Here is a 14355-nt window from a genome sequence, read left to right as displayed (position 1 = left end):
GAGGGGCTCGCGGAGGTCCGTGAGGAGGGCGCGGGACTCCGTCACCGCGCGGCGGGCCGCCTCCGCGAGGAGGGCGGAGTGGACGCGGATGGTGGCGGGGTCCTGGGTGAGGGTCAGGGCGTCGGCCGTCAAGGCCAGGCCGTGCAGGGTCTTGGACACCGAGTCGTGCATCTCCCGGGCCAGCCGGTCGCGTTCGCCGCGGATCGCCTCCGCCACCGCCAGCTGCGCCCGCGCTTCGGTGAGCCGGATCAGGAAGTCGCGCACGGAGGAGCCCGCCGCGCCCGACAGGATGCAGAGGAGGGAGAGCGACAGGCCGCCGCCGAGTGCCGCCATCACCGCCGTCTGGGCCGCCGCGTAGACCGCCGAGCCCCGCCAGCCGTACACCAGGCCTGCGAGCAGAGGGGTGCCCAGGGCCACCAGGCCCAGCGGGGAGGAGGGGCCGGCGGTGATCAGCAGCAGGGTGCCCAGGGCCATGTCCGCGGCCAGCAGCCAGCGGTGGCGCAGGAGCAGGGGGCCGAAGCGCTCCCAGTCGCGGAAGAGGACGTAGGAGAGCATGAAGGTGAACAGGACCGCGGCGGAGACCAGGTACGTGGGGGCGCCGTGGGCCGTACGGGAAAGGGCCAGGGGCACGCCCAGCGGGATCATCACCAGGCGGAGGGCGAAGACCTGGCGGCAGAGGGACTGGAGGGCGTTGGCCCGGAGGCGGAGCGGGGAGCCGACGGCGGGGAGGGCGGCCGTGGACGTCATCGTCAGCCACCGCCCAGCAGGGCGCCGAAGTCCACGTTCGCCCCGTACACGAAGCCGCAGACCAGCAGGATGAGCGTGCCGGGGAGCATGAACATCGTGACCGCGAACGTGGCCTTGGGGACGGCGCGGGCGGCGCGGCGGCGGGCGTTCTGGGCGTCCGTGCGGCGCATGTCCTCGGCGATGGCGATGAGGGTGTCCACGATCGGGGAGCCGAGTTCCTCGCCCTGCTGGAGGGCGGTGACGAACTGGGCGACCTGCTCGCTGTCGTTGCGGCGGCGCAGTTCGTCGAAGGCCTGGCGGCGGCTGACGCCCATGTCCATCTGCTGGAGGGTGATGCGGACCTCGTCCGCCCAGGGGCCCTCGTACTTGGCCGCGACCCGCTCCAGCGCCTGCCGGAAGCCGAGCCCTGCGCTGACGACGACCGCGAGGACGTCGAGGAAGTCGGGGAGGGTGCGCTCGATGTCGTCGCGGCGGACCCGGATCGCCGACCACAGGCCCGCCTCGATCCAGAACAGTCCGAACGCGACCATCAGGAGGGCGACGACCAGCTGGCCGTTGAGGAGCATCGCGAGGGCGCCGAGGCCGCCGAGGAAGCCGTAGACCGCGCGCCGGGCCGCGTAACGGTCGATGGTCAGGCCGGCCGGATTTCCGGCCCGGTCGATCTGGGCGCGTTTGCGCGCCACCCGCGTGGGGCCCATCAGGCGCAGGACGAGGGGTGCCCAGCGGATGCCGAGGCGGTCGACCACCGAGCCGACGGCCGTCGTGCGGGAGGAGCCGACCTCCAGGGCGAGGGCGAGGTCGGTGGGGAGTTCCACGTCGGCGCGGTAGAGGCGGATGCCGTGGAGGATGCCGAAGACCGCGAGGCCCGTCACGGCGGCCAGGAGGAGGGGCAGGTAGGGGGTCATGGTGGCGTCGTCCTCCCGTCAGACGTCGATCTTCGACAGGCGGCGGATGAGGACGAAGCCGAGGGTGAACAGGCCGAGGGCGATCAGGACGGCGGTCTGCCCGATCAGGGCGCCGGTCATGCGGTCCAGCGCGCCCGGCATCATCATGTCGACCAGGAGGAGTGAGCCCAGGCCGATCGCCGGGACGAGGTAGGCGGTGACCGTCACCTGGGAGAGCTGCGTACGGATCTCCCGGCGCGTCTCCTTGCGCTGCTCCAGGGTCACCACCAGGTTGCGCAGGCTCCCGACGATGGCGCCGCCCGCCCGCGCCGAGAGGACCAGGGTGGAGACGAGGACGACCAGTTCCCGGGAGGGCAGCCGCTCCACGATCTCCCCGAGCGCCTCCTCGATGGAGTGACCGACCGCGAGCCGGTCCGCGACCCGGGACAGCTCCTCCCCCGCCGGGGCCTCCAGCTCCTCGGCCGCGATCCCGATGGCCGTGCGCAGGGCGAGTCCGGCCTGGGTGGCGTTGGCGAGGATCCGGGCCAGCTCCGGCAGCTGGTTGATGAACCGCTCGGTGCGACGGGCCCGCTGCCAGTTGAGGAAGGCGTTCGCCGCCCACAGGCCGATCAGGCCGGCGACGGGGCCGAAGAAGGGCGCCAGGAGGGCGGCGGAGACCAGCCAGACGCCGGCGACCGCCATCAGCATGTACGCGAAGAACTCGCCCGGGGTGAGGTCGAGGCCGGTGGTCGCCAGCTTCACCTCGATGCGCCGGCCGAGCTTCGTCCTGCGCAGCCGCCGGTCGAGGCCGGCGAAGCGGCGCCGGCGGCCGGGCGCCTCCGGGGCGCCTTCGGCGGCGAGGCGTTCGATGAGGGCGGCGCGCTGGGCGAGGCCGGCCGAGTAGGCGTGCACCCCGAGGGACACGAACAGTCCGGCCAGCAGGGTGGCGCCGAGGGTGAGGAGGACGAGGTTGGTCACAGGACGGTCCGGGGGGAGGTGAGCGGGTCGAGGTGGTCCTCCGGCGGGGCCACCCCGAAGGCCTGGGGGATCGGCTGGTTGTTCATGTAGAGGCGCTCCGCGATCCGGCGCGGGAGGGGGGCGTAGGCGAAGTAGCCGTGCACGCGCCCGTCGGCGGCCATGGGCTGGGCGACGTAACGGCAGACCGTGGTGATCCGGAACGGTTCGCGGCCGTGGGAGTCGAGGACGGAGATCTCGGTGATGCGGCGTGAGCCGTCCCCGAAACGGGTGAGCTGGACGATCACGTTGACGGCGCTGTTGATCTGGTCCTGGAGCGCCTCGAAGGGGATCTCGACCTCCGACATGGAGGCGAGGGTCTGCAGGCGCATCAGGGCGTCCTGGGAGCTGTTGGCGTGGACGGTGGCGAGGGAGCCGTCGTGGCCGGTGGACATGGCCTGGAGCATGTCGAGGGTCTCGCCGCCGCGGACCTCGCCGACGATGATGCGGTCGGGGCGCATGCGCAGGGAGTTGCGCACCAGGTCGCGGATGGTGATCTGGCCCTTGCCCTCCACGTTCGCCGGGCGGGATTCGAGGCGGATGACGTGGGCCTGCTGGAGCTGGAGTTCGGCGGAGTCCTCGATGGTGATGACGCGCTCGCCCTCCGGGATCAGACCGGAGAGGGCGTTGAGGAGGGTGGTCTTCCCGGTGCCGGTGGCGCCGGAGACGATCAGGTTCATCCGCGCCTGGACCATCCCGGACAGCAGGAGCAGCATCTGCTCGTCCAGGGAGCCGAGGGCGATCATCTCCTGGAGGGTGAAGGCGCGCGGGAAGCGGCGGATGGTGAGGGTCGCGCCGGTGAGGGACAGCGGCGGAATGATGACGTTGACGCGCTCCCCGCTGGGGAGGCGGGCGTCGACCATCGGGTTGGCCTCGTCCACGCGGCGGTTGACGGTGGAGACGATGCGCTCGATGGTCTGCATCAGCTGCTCGTGCGAGGCGAAGCGGATCGGCAGCTGCTCGACCCGGCCGGCGCGCTCCACGAAGATCTGGTCGGGGCCGTTGACCATGATCTCGGAGATGGAGGCGTCCTCCAGGAGCGGTTCGAGCACGCCGAGCCCGAGGGCCTCGTCCACGACGCGCCGGATCAGCTGGGCGCGTTCGGCGGTGGAGAGGACGGGGCCCTCGCGGCTGATGATGTGGCCGAGGACGCGCTCCAGGCGGGCCCGGCGCTCGGCGGGGGCGAGCGCGGACATCTCGGCGAGGTCGATCTCCTCCAGCAGCTTGGCGCGGTAGGTGGAGACGAGCCGGCCGTCCTCGCGGGGGCTGTGGCGGTCGTCGGGGGTGCTGACCCGGGAACGCAGGCTCACGGTCACGGTCCCTTCGGGTCGTCGTTGGGCATGACTGCGGTGGCCTTGGCGTCGGGTATGTCGAGACCGGGCACGATGCTGTTGATCTTGATCGTCACCGTGGCGGTGATCGCGTCGCCCCCGGGAGGTACGGAGATCTGCGCCGACAGGCCCTCACGGATGGCGGCGCGTCCGGCGGCCTCTCCCCGGCCCGGGTGCTTGGCCTCCACCCGGGCCGCCGTGCGGGCGGCGGTGTCGGCCTGTTCGTGGACGTACGCGATCCAGCCCAGCTGGATCCCGCACAGGGCGACGAACAGCAGGATCGGGATGAACCCGATGTACTCCAGGGCCACCTGGCCCCGGTCCTCGCGGAGCCGGAGCCGGAGCCGCCCTCGGTGCCGGTTCACGGCTCCTCCTTCTCCATCGCCGCACCTCCGGTGCCGGTGAGCTCGCCGAAGTTCAGGCCGGGGTAGAGGACCGGGATGTTGAGCGTGACCGTGGCCTTGTAGACGTCCCCGGCCGGACCGCAGTCCGCCTGCATGCCCCACGCGCCCCCGATGTGCTTGGCGGCAGCCGTCCGGCAGGCCCCGTCGCCGTGCACCGCGCCCGCCCGCGCCCCCTCGTCGGCCGCGTTCCCGGCCAGCGAGAAGGCGTACCCGATCAGTACGCACTCCCACACCGCCGCCACGAGCAGCAGGATCAGCGGGACCATGCCCACGAACTCCAGGGCCACCTGCCCCCGGTCCCGCTCCCGCTCCCCCGGCCATCGGCGCATCCGTCAGCCCTCCCGGCCGCGCCGCAGCCGCGCGACCGGGCCCGCCGCGCGGACCGCGACGGCCGTGCCGGCGGAGGCCTGGGCCGGGACCGGGTCCCCCGGCTGCTGCGGGGCCGACAGCAGGCCCAGCTCCCCGGCCAGCGCCCACAGGGCCTGCTTGACCGTCGAGCGGTTGTCGAGGTCCTGCACCCGGCCCGCGTCCACCACCCCCTGGAGCTCCTTGAAGGCGGCCGGGACCGGGGTGCGGGTGGGGCGGGTCCTGGTGATCTTCTCGATCAGCGCGGGCTGTATCTCGGTGTGCTTGCTCCAGCGGTTGACCACCATCGCGGTGTCCTCCGCCTTGCGCACCTGGAGCCGCTCCCACATCCGGACCATCCGCTTGGCGGCCCGCACGGCGACCACGTCCGGGGTGGTGACGAGGACCGCCACGTCCGCCTGCTCCACGGCGGTGGCGTTGGCTCCCGTCACCTGGGTGCCGCAGTCGACCACGACCAGCTCGTAGCGGGCGCGCAGGGCGCTGAGGACCTGGCGGGTGGCCCGTTCGTCGAGCTCCTCGCCCCGCTCCCCCTCCGCCGGGGCCAGCAGCAGGGCCACGCCGGTGCGGTCCTCGTAGACCGCGTCCTGGAGGACCCGGGGCGAGATGTCCTGGATGCCGGCGAGGTCGGCGATGGAGCGGCGGAACTGGACGTCGAGGTAGGAGCCGACGTCCCCGGCCTGGAGGTCGAGGTCCACCAGGGCCGTGCGGCGCCCGGAGGCGGCCGCGGCGAGGGCGAACTGGACGGCGGTGAAGGTGGTGCCGACGCCGCCCTTGGCGCCGGTGACGGTGACCACCCGGCCGCCCGGGCCGGAGAAGACCTCCGCGCCCCGGCCCAGGTGGCGGCGTACGCCGGCCGACCACTGGGCGGCCGCGCCGACCCGGGCGGCGAGCTCCTCGTAGTGCAGGGGCAGTCCGACGAGGCCCCGTGCGCCGGAGTCCATGGCGGCGGAGAACACCCCGGGCCCGGCGTCCGAGGAGAGCAGGACCACACCCACCGCCGGGAAGCGCAGGGCGACTTCGCGGACGAGCTCCAGCGCGGGGACGGGCCCGATCCGCTCGTGGACGAGGACGACCTCGGGGAGCTCGTCGACGGACACGGCGGCGAGCCGGCCCAGGGTGTCGAGCAGGGCGGTGGAGTCGGGGACGGGCGGGGCGGGCTCGGCGTCCGGGAGCTGGCTGAGCAGGGCGACGATGGAGCGGGCGGCGTCGGCGTCGCCGGCCGCGGGGAGGATTCGAGTGGTCATCCGCGCCTCACTTGTCCCCGTCGAGGGTGTACGTGCGGTCGGCCGCGCCGGGGGCGGAGTCGGTGCCGGGGGCGACGAGGGCCAGGCGGACGTGCTCCGCGAAGGACTCGGCGTAGGCGACGCGCTGGGTGTCCTTGGTGTTCAGGGCGAAGGTGATCGGGACGGCCTCGGCGGGGCCCTTCTTGTCGCCGTCCTTGTCGAGGGGGGTGAGCTTGCCGACGTTCAGGACGCGGGCGTTGGCGACGATGATCACGGAGCGGGCGGGGTCGGACTCCTTGGCACCCTTGAAGGTGGCGATGATGTTGACCTTGGCGCCGGAGGTGATCTTGCCGGCCACTCCGGTGGCCGCGTCGATCATGATGGCGATCTCCTGCTCTCCGGGCTGGAGCTGCGGCTTGTCCACGAACATGTCGCTCTGGAGCAGGGAGCCCTTCTTCAGGGTGGTGAGCGCGATCTTGCCCCGGAGGGTCCCGAGGTCGCTGACGGCGGTGTCCGACAGCCACCGCTTGGGGACCTTGACCGCCTCGAACTGGCCGGCGCTGAGGGCGCTATAGGGCGCGATGTCACCCTTGACGCGGTACGCGACGACCTCGGCGCCGACCTTGGAGTTGACGTCGCCGATCACCACGAGCACCCCGGCGAAGGCCGCGAGGGCACACACGGCCGACAGGAGCAGCAGGATGACGCCGCGGCGCTGGCGTGAGTTCATGAGCCGTCGTACCTCGCGGTTCTTCGTTCGTTCGGGCGGTCAGGAGCCGGTTGCGGCGCGGGCCCTGGGGGCGGCGCCGTCCTCGGGGGGCGGGGCGGCGAGCGGGGCGGCGCAGAAGCCGCAGCGGTCGCCGATGAGCTCGAAGCCGCACCAGCGGCACTGCTCGCGGCGGACCGAGGCGACGAGCTGGTAGAGGACGGAGACGTCCGGGATGGCGGCGGCGAACTCGACCAGCTTGGGGGTGGCCCACCAGCGCGCGGAGTCGGCCGGGAGGGGGTTCTCCATGACCCCCTGCACCTTCCAGGCGGGGGCCAGTTCGGCCGTGACCCAGTCGGAGGACAGCTGTCCGCGCGCGAAGGTGAGGTGCGTGGCGAAGGCGGGGCCGGGGGGCAGGACGCCGCCGTGGGCGGGGGCCGCGGCGGCGCCGAGGCGGGCCAGGTGCGGCTGCGGGTGGGCGAGTACGGCGAACTGGGCGCTCGGCGACCAGGAGCGGGCGTGGGCCTTGAGCCCGACGGGGATCCGGTCGAGTTTGGCGACGCTGCCGAGCAGGGCGCCCGCGTAGATGTAGTGGGACAGCAGGCGGGCGGCGGAGGCGAGCACTCCGGGGCTGAAGTCGCTGACGGTGAGCTGGCGCAGCTGGCGGGCCAGCACGGCCGTGCCCAGGGGCGGGAGGTCGATGTCGAGGAGCGCGATCCGGTCGGTTTCCAGGATGGCCCGCACCGTGTGCAGCCGGCGGACGGTCGCCGGGGGCAGCCAGGGCGGTACGAGGGCCACGAGGTGGCCGTGCCGCTCCAGCAGGGCGGTGGTCTCGGCGAGCGCGGCCTCCAGGCCGGCCTCGCCCGGCGGGCGCAGGACGGCGGCGCCCGGGGTGTGCCGGTCGGGGGCGGGCAGCACCAGATCGGCACTGGTGACAGCGATGGCGGTCGGCACGCGAATCCCCCCGTTCACCCTGTACGCGACGGCCGTTCCCCGGGCCGTCACGTACGCGCACGCACCCTCGGGCGCGCGCACGGCACTGCGCGACCGCAAACACCCGACGCGCCTTCCCCCTTGCCCCAGCACCATATCCGCGTCACCCCTGGCTGGTCAGGGCCTTGGAGATTCCCATGCCTTAAGCACATGTCACAGGTAGCGAAAAACCCGGACAACAGGGATCCGAAGCCCGTTCGTTTCAAGCCACTTCGCAAACACTCTTGACACCGGGATTGGTCTGGACCAACTTGGCTGCGAGCGCCGGCCCTCGGCCGCGGGGAACCCCACTCCCCCTCCCTCAGGCCCCTTTTCGAACTCCTTTCCGCTCCACCCCTTCACTCCCCCCACGGAGCCCACGTGAACCGCATACGCTCCCTCGCCCTGCCCGTCGCCGTCACCCTCGCCGCCGGCGGGCTCACCGCCCTGGCGGCGGGCACCGCCCAGGCCGCCGACGTCAACGTCGCCCGGAACGGAGGCTTCGAGTCGGGCCTCACCGGCTGGACCTGTTCCGGCGGCTCGGGTGCCGTCGTCCCCTCGCCCGTCTACGCCGGCTCGGGCGCGCTGCGCGCCACCCCGGCGGGCCAGGACAACGCCCAGTGCAGCCAGACCGTCACGGTCAAGCCGAATTCCACGTACACCCTCAGCAGCCAGGTGCAGGGCTCGTACGTCTACCTCGGCGCGACCGGCACCGGCACCCAGGACGTCTCCACCTGGACCCCCGGCTCGGGCGGCGGCTGGCAGAAGCTGTCGACCACCTTCACCACCGGCCCGAGCACCACCCAGGTCACCGTCTGGACACACGGCTGGTACGGCCAGCCGGCCTACCTCGTGGACGAGTTCAGCGTCTTCGGCCCCGACGGGGGCGGCGGCACCGACCCCGGCCCGAGCCTCCCGGGCGCCCCCGCCGCGGCCACGGTTTCCGGCCAGAGCGACCACGGGCTCACCCTTTCGTGGAACGCGGTCAGCGGGGCGAGCGGCTACTACGTCTATCAGGACGGCGTCCGCGTCCAGACGGTGACCTCAGCCCCGGCCCAGATCACCGGGCTCGCCGCGGCCACCTCGTACTCCTTCCAGGTGAGCGCGTACAACGCGGCCGGGGAGGGCCCCAAGTCCCCGCCCGTCACCGGCACCACCACCGGCGGCGGGGGCAACCCGAACCCCAACCCGTCCGTGCCCAAGCACGCGCTGACGGGCTACTGGCAGAACTTCAACAACGGGGCGACCGTCCAGAAGCTCTCCGAGGTCTCCGCCCAGTACGACATCATCGCCGTCTCCTTCGCCGACGCCACGACCACGCCCGGCGCGATCACCTTCAACCTCGACTCGGCCGGCCTCGGCGGCTACACCGTCGCCCAGTTCAAGGCGGACATCGCGGCGAAGAAGGCGGCCGGCAAGTCCGTCACCCTCTCCATCGGCGGCGAGAAGGGCACGATCTCGGTCAATGACTCCGCCTCCGCGACGAACCTGGCGAACTCGGCCTGGGCACTGATGCAGGAGTACGGCTTCAGCGGGATCGACATCGACCTGGAGAACGGCCTCGACCCGACCTACATGACCCAGGCGCTGCGCGCCCTGGCGGCGAAGGCCGGCCCCTCGCTGGTGCTGACGATGGCCCCGCAGACCATCGACATGCAGTCCACGCAGGGCGGGTACTTCAAGACCGCGCTGGCCGTGAAGGACATCCTCACCGTCGTGAACATGCAGTACTACAACAGCGGCGCCATGAACGGATGCGACGGCAAGGTCTACTCGCAGGGCTCGGTGGACTTCCTGACGGCGCTGGCCTGCATCCAGCTGGAGGGCGGGCTCGACCCCTCGCAGGTGGGCATCGGCGTCCCGGCCTCCCCCAGCGGCGCCGGCAGCGGGTACGTCTCGCCGACGGTCGTGAACAACGCCCTGGACTGCCTGGCCCGGGGTACGAACTGCGGATCCTTCAAGCCCTCGAAGACCTACCCGGGGCTGCGCGGGGCCATGACCTGGTCGACGAACTGGGACGCCAAGGCGGGTAGTACCTGGTCGAACGCGGTGGGTCCGAAGGTCCACGGGCTGCCGTAGGCGGTAGGTGTGTGGGGGTGGCTGATTCGGTCCGGTGCGTGGTGCCGGGTACGCCTGGGGCTATTGACCGGGACATGCCACAAGAGCACGCTGTGCGCGTCCGCACGGCTACCCCCACACTCCACCCAGGAGAACGCATGCGGCTCCACACCCGCCGGAGGGCCGCCGTCACGGCCGCCCTGCTGGCGCTCGCGCTCGGCGCACCCGCCTACGGCATGAGCGCGACGGCAGCCCCGCCGCCCACCCCCTCGACGGCCACCCAGGACGAGTCGGTCGTCCAGTACGAGATCCAGGGCCCGTCCACGGCCGTCGAACGCACCTCCCTGCTGAGCAGCGGTGTCTCCATCGACGAGGTCGACGCCCGCTCGGTCGTGGTCAGCGCCACCCCGGCCCAGGCCAAGGCCCTGCGCGCCCGCGGCTACAAGCTGACCGCCCTGGCCGGCCCGCCCGACCGCTCCGAGCGGGGGGTCGCGAACCGCCCGATGGACTTCCCCTCGGCGGACTCCAAGTACCACAACTACGCCGAGGCGAGCGCCGAGATCGACCAGCGGATCGCCCAGTACCCCGGCATCATGAGCAAGCGGGTCATCGGGAAGTCGTACCAGGGCCGGGACATCGTCGCGATCAAGATCAGCGACAACGTCGGCACGGACGAGAACGAGCCCGAGGTGCTCTTCACCGCCCACCAGCACGCCCGTGAGCACCTGACCGTGGAAATGGCCCTGTACCTGCTCCAGGAGTTCGGCTCCAAGTACGGCAGCGACTCCCGGATCACCAACATGGTCAACAACCGTGAGATCTGGATCGTCCCGGACCTCAACCCGGACGGCGGCGAGTACGACATCGCGACCGGCTCCTACCGCTCCTGGCGCAAGAACCGCCAGCCCAACTCCGGCTCCACGGCCGTGGGCACCGACCTCAACCGCAACTGGGACTACAAGTGGGGCTGCTGCGGCGGCTCCAGCAGCAGCAAGAGCTCCGAGACCTACCGCGGGCCGTCGGCCGCGTCGGCGCCCGAGGTGAAGGTGGTCTCGGACTTCGTGCGCAGCCGGATCGTCGGCGGCAAGCAGCAGATCAAGGCCGCCATCGACTTCCACACGTACAGCGAGCTGGTGCTGTGGCCCTTCGGGTGGACGTACAACGACACCGCGCCGGGCCTGACGGCGGACGACCTCGCCGTGTACAAGAAGATCGGCACGAGCATGGCCGCCAGCAACGGCTACACGCCGGAGCAGTCCAGCGACCTGTACATCACCGACGGCACGATCGACGACTGGCTGTGGGGCGACCAGAAGATCTTCGCCTACACGTTCGAGATGTACCCGAGCGACACGGGTGGCGGCGGCGGCTTCTACCCGCCCGACGAGGTCATCGACCGTGAGACGGCACGGAACAAGGACGCGGTGCTGCAGCTGCTGGAGAACGCGGACTGCATGTACCGGTCGATCGGCAAGGAAGCCCAGTACTGCGCGTAGGCGCGGCCACGGCCGCGGCCGGGTGACCCGGGGCGCCCCACCGCCAGGGGGGCGCCCCTCCCTCGTGCTCCGGTCAGCCGAGGACCGCGAGGGCGTCGATCTCGATCAGCAGGCCGGCGGGGAGGCCGACGTACACCGTGGTGCGGGCGGCGGGGACCTTGACGGCCTGCTCGTCGAAGTACGCGTTGTAGATCTCGTTCATCTCGGCGAAGTGCGCGGTGTCGGTGAGGTAGACGCGGATCATCATGGCGTCGTCCCAGCTCGCGCCGCCGGCCTCCAGCACGGAGCGGACGTTCTCCAGCGTCTGGAGGGTCTGCTCACGCAGGGTCGGCCCGGCGATGGCGGGCGCCTGCCCGGCGACGGCGGGCAGCTGGCCGACCTGGCCGGCGACCTGGAGGATGTTGCCCTTGCGCACGCCGTGCGAGAACTTCGCGGGGGCGGCGGGGTGGGAGTCGGGGGTGACGGCGGTCTTCTCGCTCACGGGGTCCGTCCTCTGGTGGGGTCGATGGGGTGTGCCTTCCTGATGGTGTCAGCGGTACGGCCCACCGAGGGCCACCGTTCGAGCGGTCCGCGAGGCCGTGGTCCCGTGGGGTCCCGCTGCGCGGAGCCTCTCCCCGCCCCGCCCNTTTCTCCGTTTCCGCCTCAACGCCGGCGGGGCTGTTCATAGCCCCGCCGGCGATTGAGGCGCGGGGTCCGGGGCGGAGCCCCAGGGAACCGGCACCGTTGACCCCTCGTCGTACCCGGTGTTACACCAACGGCACCACCCGCACCACCAGGAGGCCCCCCATGCCCAGCGACGCAGTCCGACGCCTCGCCGCCGAACCCGTCGACCACCGCTTCAAGGGCCTCCCCCCGGACGCCGAGGCCGCCGGCCTCACCGTCGGCGAACTGGCCGCCCAGGCCAGGGACCTGTACGACGGCGGGTTCACCACCCCCGTCCTGACCCTGGACGCCGACGCGCTCGCGCACAACCTCACCGTGCTCGGCGAGTACGCCGCCCGCCACCACCTCGCGTTCGCCCCGCACGGCAAGACCTGCATGGCCCCCCAGCTGTTCGAGCGCCAGCTCGACCACGGCGCCTGGGGCATCACCGCAGCCGTACCGCACCAGGCCCGCGTCTACCGGGCCTTCGGGATCCAGCGGATCTTCCTCGCCAACGAGCTCGTCGACCCCGCCGCCCTGCGCTGGGTCGCCGCCGAGCTCGCGGCCGACCCCGGCTTCCGGTTCGTCTGCTACGTGGACTCCGTGCGCGGGGTCCGGCTCATGGACCGGGCCCTCCAGGGGCAGCCCGCCCGGGTGGACGTCGTGGTCGAGCTCGGGGCCGGCGAGGGGGCCCGTACCGGGGCCCGCAGCGACGAGGACTGCCGGGCCGTCGCCGACGCCGTCGCCGCCACCACCACCCTGCGCCTCGTCGGCGTCGCCGGGTACGAGGCGGAGGTGCCCGACGCCGACCCGGAGAAGGTGCACGCCTGGCTGCGCCGGCTCACCGGCCTCGCCGTGGAGTTCGACAAGGCCGGGCGGTTCGCGGAGGACGTCGAGGAGATCGTCGTCAGCGCCGGCGGGTCCGCCTGGTTCGACGCCGTCGCCGACGTCTTCGGGGAACTGCCCGCGCTCTCCCGGCCCGTGCTCAAGCTGCTGCGCTCCGGCGCGTACGTCTCCCACGACCACGGCTGGTACACCCGGCTCACCCCCTTCAACCGGGTCCCCGAGGAGGGCGGGCTGCGCCCCGCGTTCCGGCTCTGGACCCAGGTCGTGTCGCGTCCGTCCCCGGACCAGGCCTTCGTCAACGCCGGCAAGCGCGACATCGCCTACGACCTCGGGCTGCCGGAGGCCGAGCTCGTGCGGGACGCGTTCACGGGCGAGGAGCGGCCCGCCACCGGGGTGCGGGTGGTGAAGCTGTCCGACCAGCACGCCTGGCTGGAGACCGACTCCGCCGAGGACGTGCAGGTCGGCGACTGGGTGGCGCTGGGGATGTCGCACCCCTGCACCATCTTCGAGAAGTGGCCGCTGATCCCCGTCGTCAGCGCCGACGGGGCGGTCCGCGAGTACGTCCGTACCTTCTTCTAGGAAACGGGGACGGGAACGGGCCGTGGACCTGGTCATCCGGGGGGCCCGGGTCGCCGACGGGACCGGCGGGGCGTCCTTCCTCGCCGACGTCGGTGTGCACGAGGGGCGGATCGCCGCCGTCGGGCGGCTGCCCGGCGGCGGGCGCCGGACCGTCGACGCGTACGGGCTCGTCCTCGCGCCCGGCTTCGTCGACATGCACGCCCACAGCGACCTCGCCCTGCTCCGCGACCCGGACCACAGCGCGAAGGCCGCCCAGGGGGTGACCCTGGAGGTCCTCGGCCAGGACGGGCTGTCGTACGCGCCCGTGGACGAGCGGACCCTCGCGCAGGTGCGGACCGCGATCGCCGGGTGGAACGGGGCCGGGGAGGACGTCGACTTCGACTGGAGGACGGTCGGGGAGTACCTCGGCCGGCTGGACGCAGGCGTGGCCGTCAACGCCGCCTACCTCGTGCCGCAGGGCACCGTACGGGCGTACGTGCTCGGGTGGGAGGACCGGCCGGCCACCCCGGCCGAGACGGACCGGATGCGGCGGCTGGTCGCCGAGGGGCTGGAGGAAGGCGCCGTCGGGATGTCCTCCGGGCTGACCTACACCCCCGGCATGTACGCCTCCGGCACCGAACTCGCCGCGCTGTGCGCGGTCGTGGCCGACCACGGCGGCTACTACTGCCCGCACCACCGCTCGTACGGGCGCGGCGCCCTCGCCGCGTACGCCGAGATGCTCGGCCTCGCCCGGGAGACCGGCTGCGCCCTGCACCTCGCGCACGCCACCATGAACTTCGCGGAGAACGAGGGCCGGGCCCCCGAGCTGCTGGCCCTGCTGGACGGGGCGCTCGCCGCCGGGGTGGACGTCAGCCTCGACAGCTACCCCTACACCCCGGGCTGCACCAGCCTCTCCGCGCTCCTGCCCGGCTGGGCGCACGAGGGCGGGCCCGGGGCGCTCCTGGCCCGGCTGGCCGACGGGGGCACCGCCGCGCGGATCCGGTACGCGCTGGAGGTGGAGGGGTCCGACGGCTGCCACGGGGTGCCGGTGGACTGGTCGGCGGTGGAGGTGTCGGGGACGGCCGACCCCGCGTACGCGCACCTGGTC

Annotated in this window: 14 protein-coding genes; 4 read left to right on the top strand and 10 right to left on the bottom strand. The window is 72.7% G+C overall.

Going from position 1 to position 14355, the window contains the following annotated elements:
• The 9 genes from VR44_RS24205 to VR44_RS24165 form a co-directional block, all read right to left on the bottom strand.
• Positions 1-747 (bottom strand): histidine kinase dimerization/phosphoacceptor domain-containing protein (locus tag VR44_RS24205; protein ID WP_045949695.1); only part of this gene is annotated, 747 nt, incomplete at its 3' end.
• Positions 748-749: 2 nt separating this feature from the next.
• On the bottom strand, positions 750-1640 hold the full coding sequence (locus tag VR44_RS24200; RefSeq protein WP_045949696.1) for a DUF5936 domain-containing protein: 891 nt from the start codon (positions 1638-1640) through the stop codon (positions 750-752).
• Between the two features lie 30 nt (positions 1641-1670).
• Complete coding sequence (locus VR44_RS24195; RefSeq protein ID WP_045949694.1) at positions 1671-2609, bottom strand: type II secretion system F family protein; 939 nt, start codon at positions 2607-2609, stop codon at positions 1671-1673.
• A complete protein-coding gene (locus tag VR44_RS24190; protein WP_045949693.1) occupies positions 2606-3955 on the bottom strand; it encodes a TadA family conjugal transfer-associated ATPase in 1350 nt (449 codons plus the stop codon). The genes VR44_RS24195 and VR44_RS24190 overlap by 4 nt, the downstream gene beginning before the upstream one ends.
• Before the next feature lie 2 nt (positions 3956-3957).
• A complete protein-coding gene (locus VR44_RS24185; protein WP_045949692.1) occupies positions 3958-4341 on the bottom strand; it encodes a TadE/TadG family type IV pilus assembly protein in 384 nt (127 codons plus the stop codon).
• Positions 4338-4709 (bottom strand): TadE/TadG family type IV pilus assembly protein, encoded by a 372-nt coding sequence (locus VR44_RS24180; RefSeq protein WP_045949691.1) that lies wholly within the window; start codon positions 4707-4709, stop codon positions 4338-4340. Before VR44_RS24180 ends, VR44_RS24185 begins: the two co-directional genes overlap by 4 nt.
• Before the next feature lie 3 nt (positions 4710-4712).
• Complete coding sequence (locus VR44_RS24175; protein WP_045949690.1) at positions 4713-5990, bottom strand: CpaE/TadZ family protein; 1278 nt, start codon at positions 5988-5990, stop codon at positions 4713-4715.
• A 7-nt stretch (positions 5991-5997) separates the two neighbouring features.
• Complete coding sequence (gene cpaB / locus VR44_RS24170) at positions 5998-6699, bottom strand: Flp pilus assembly protein CpaB (protein ID WP_045949689.1); 702 nt, start codon at positions 6697-6699, stop codon at positions 5998-6000.
• Between the two features lie 39 nt (positions 6700-6738).
• Positions 6739-7629 (bottom strand): hypothetical protein, encoded by an 891-nt coding sequence (locus VR44_RS24165; protein WP_045949688.1) that lies wholly within the window; start codon positions 7627-7629, stop codon positions 6739-6741.
• 399 nt (positions 7630-8028) lie between these two features.
• Between VR44_RS24165 and VR44_RS24160 the strand changes: the two genes are divergently transcribed.
• On the top strand, positions 8029-9726 hold the full coding sequence (locus VR44_RS24160) for a chitinase (RefSeq protein ID WP_045949687.1): 1698 nt from the start codon (positions 8029-8031) through the stop codon (positions 9724-9726).
• Between the two features lie 137 nt (positions 9727-9863).
• The gene (locus tag VR44_RS24155) at positions 9864-11201 is read left to right on the top strand and encodes a M14 family metallopeptidase (RefSeq protein WP_045949686.1); all 1338 of its coding nucleotides are present in this window, start codon (positions 9864-9866) and stop codon (positions 11199-11201) included.
• A 73-nt stretch (positions 11202-11274) separates the two neighbouring features.
• On the opposite strand, the gene VR44_RS24150 is transcribed toward VR44_RS24155, so the two are convergent.
• Positions 11275-11682 (bottom strand): RidA family protein, encoded by a 408-nt coding sequence (locus tag VR44_RS24150; protein ID WP_045949685.1) that lies wholly within the window; start codon positions 11680-11682, stop codon positions 11275-11277.
• A gap of 305 nt (positions 11683-11987) precedes the next feature.
• Between VR44_RS24150 and VR44_RS24145 the strand changes: the two genes are divergently transcribed.
• Together VR44_RS24145 and VR44_RS24140 are read left to right on the top strand one after the other, a co-directional pair.
• Complete coding sequence (locus VR44_RS24145; RefSeq protein ID WP_045949684.1) at positions 11988-13268, top strand: alanine racemase; 1281 nt, start codon at positions 11988-11990, stop codon at positions 13266-13268.
• A gap of 22 nt (positions 13269-13290) precedes the next feature.
• A partial coding sequence (locus VR44_RS24140; RefSeq protein ID WP_045949683.1) for an N-acyl-D-amino-acid deacylase family protein occupies positions 13291-14355 on the top strand: 1065 nt, incomplete at its 3' end.

It is taken from the genome of Streptomyces katrae, assembly GCF_000966975.1.
In the GTDB taxonomy this organism is placed as follows: domain Bacteria; phylum Actinomycetota; class Actinomycetes; order Streptomycetales; family Streptomycetaceae; genus Streptomyces; species Streptomyces katrae.
This window is presented reverse-complemented; position numbering and strand designations above follow the sequence as displayed.

Excerpts from the sequence above, each read along its gene's own strand:
- cpaB (WP_045949689.1), bottom strand. The coding sequence starts at position 6,699 with ATGAACTCACGCCAGCGCCGCGGCGTCATCCTGCTGCTCCTGTCGGCC.
- VR44_RS24145 (WP_045949684.1), top strand. The coding sequence starts at position 11,988 with ATGCCCAGCGACGCAGTCCGACGCCTCGCCGCCGAACCCGTCGACCAC.
- VR44_RS24155 (WP_045949686.1), top strand. The coding sequence starts at position 9,864 with ATGCGGCTCCACACCCGCCGGAGGGCCGCCGTCACGGCCGCCCTGCTG.
- VR44_RS24180 (WP_045949691.1), bottom strand. The coding sequence starts at position 4,709 with ATGCGCCGATGGCCGGGGGAGCGGGAGCGGGACCGGGGGCAGGTGGCC.
- VR44_RS24175 (WP_045949690.1), bottom strand. The coding sequence starts at position 5,990 with ATGACCACTCGAATCCTCCCCGCGGCCGGCGACGCCGACGCCGCCCGC.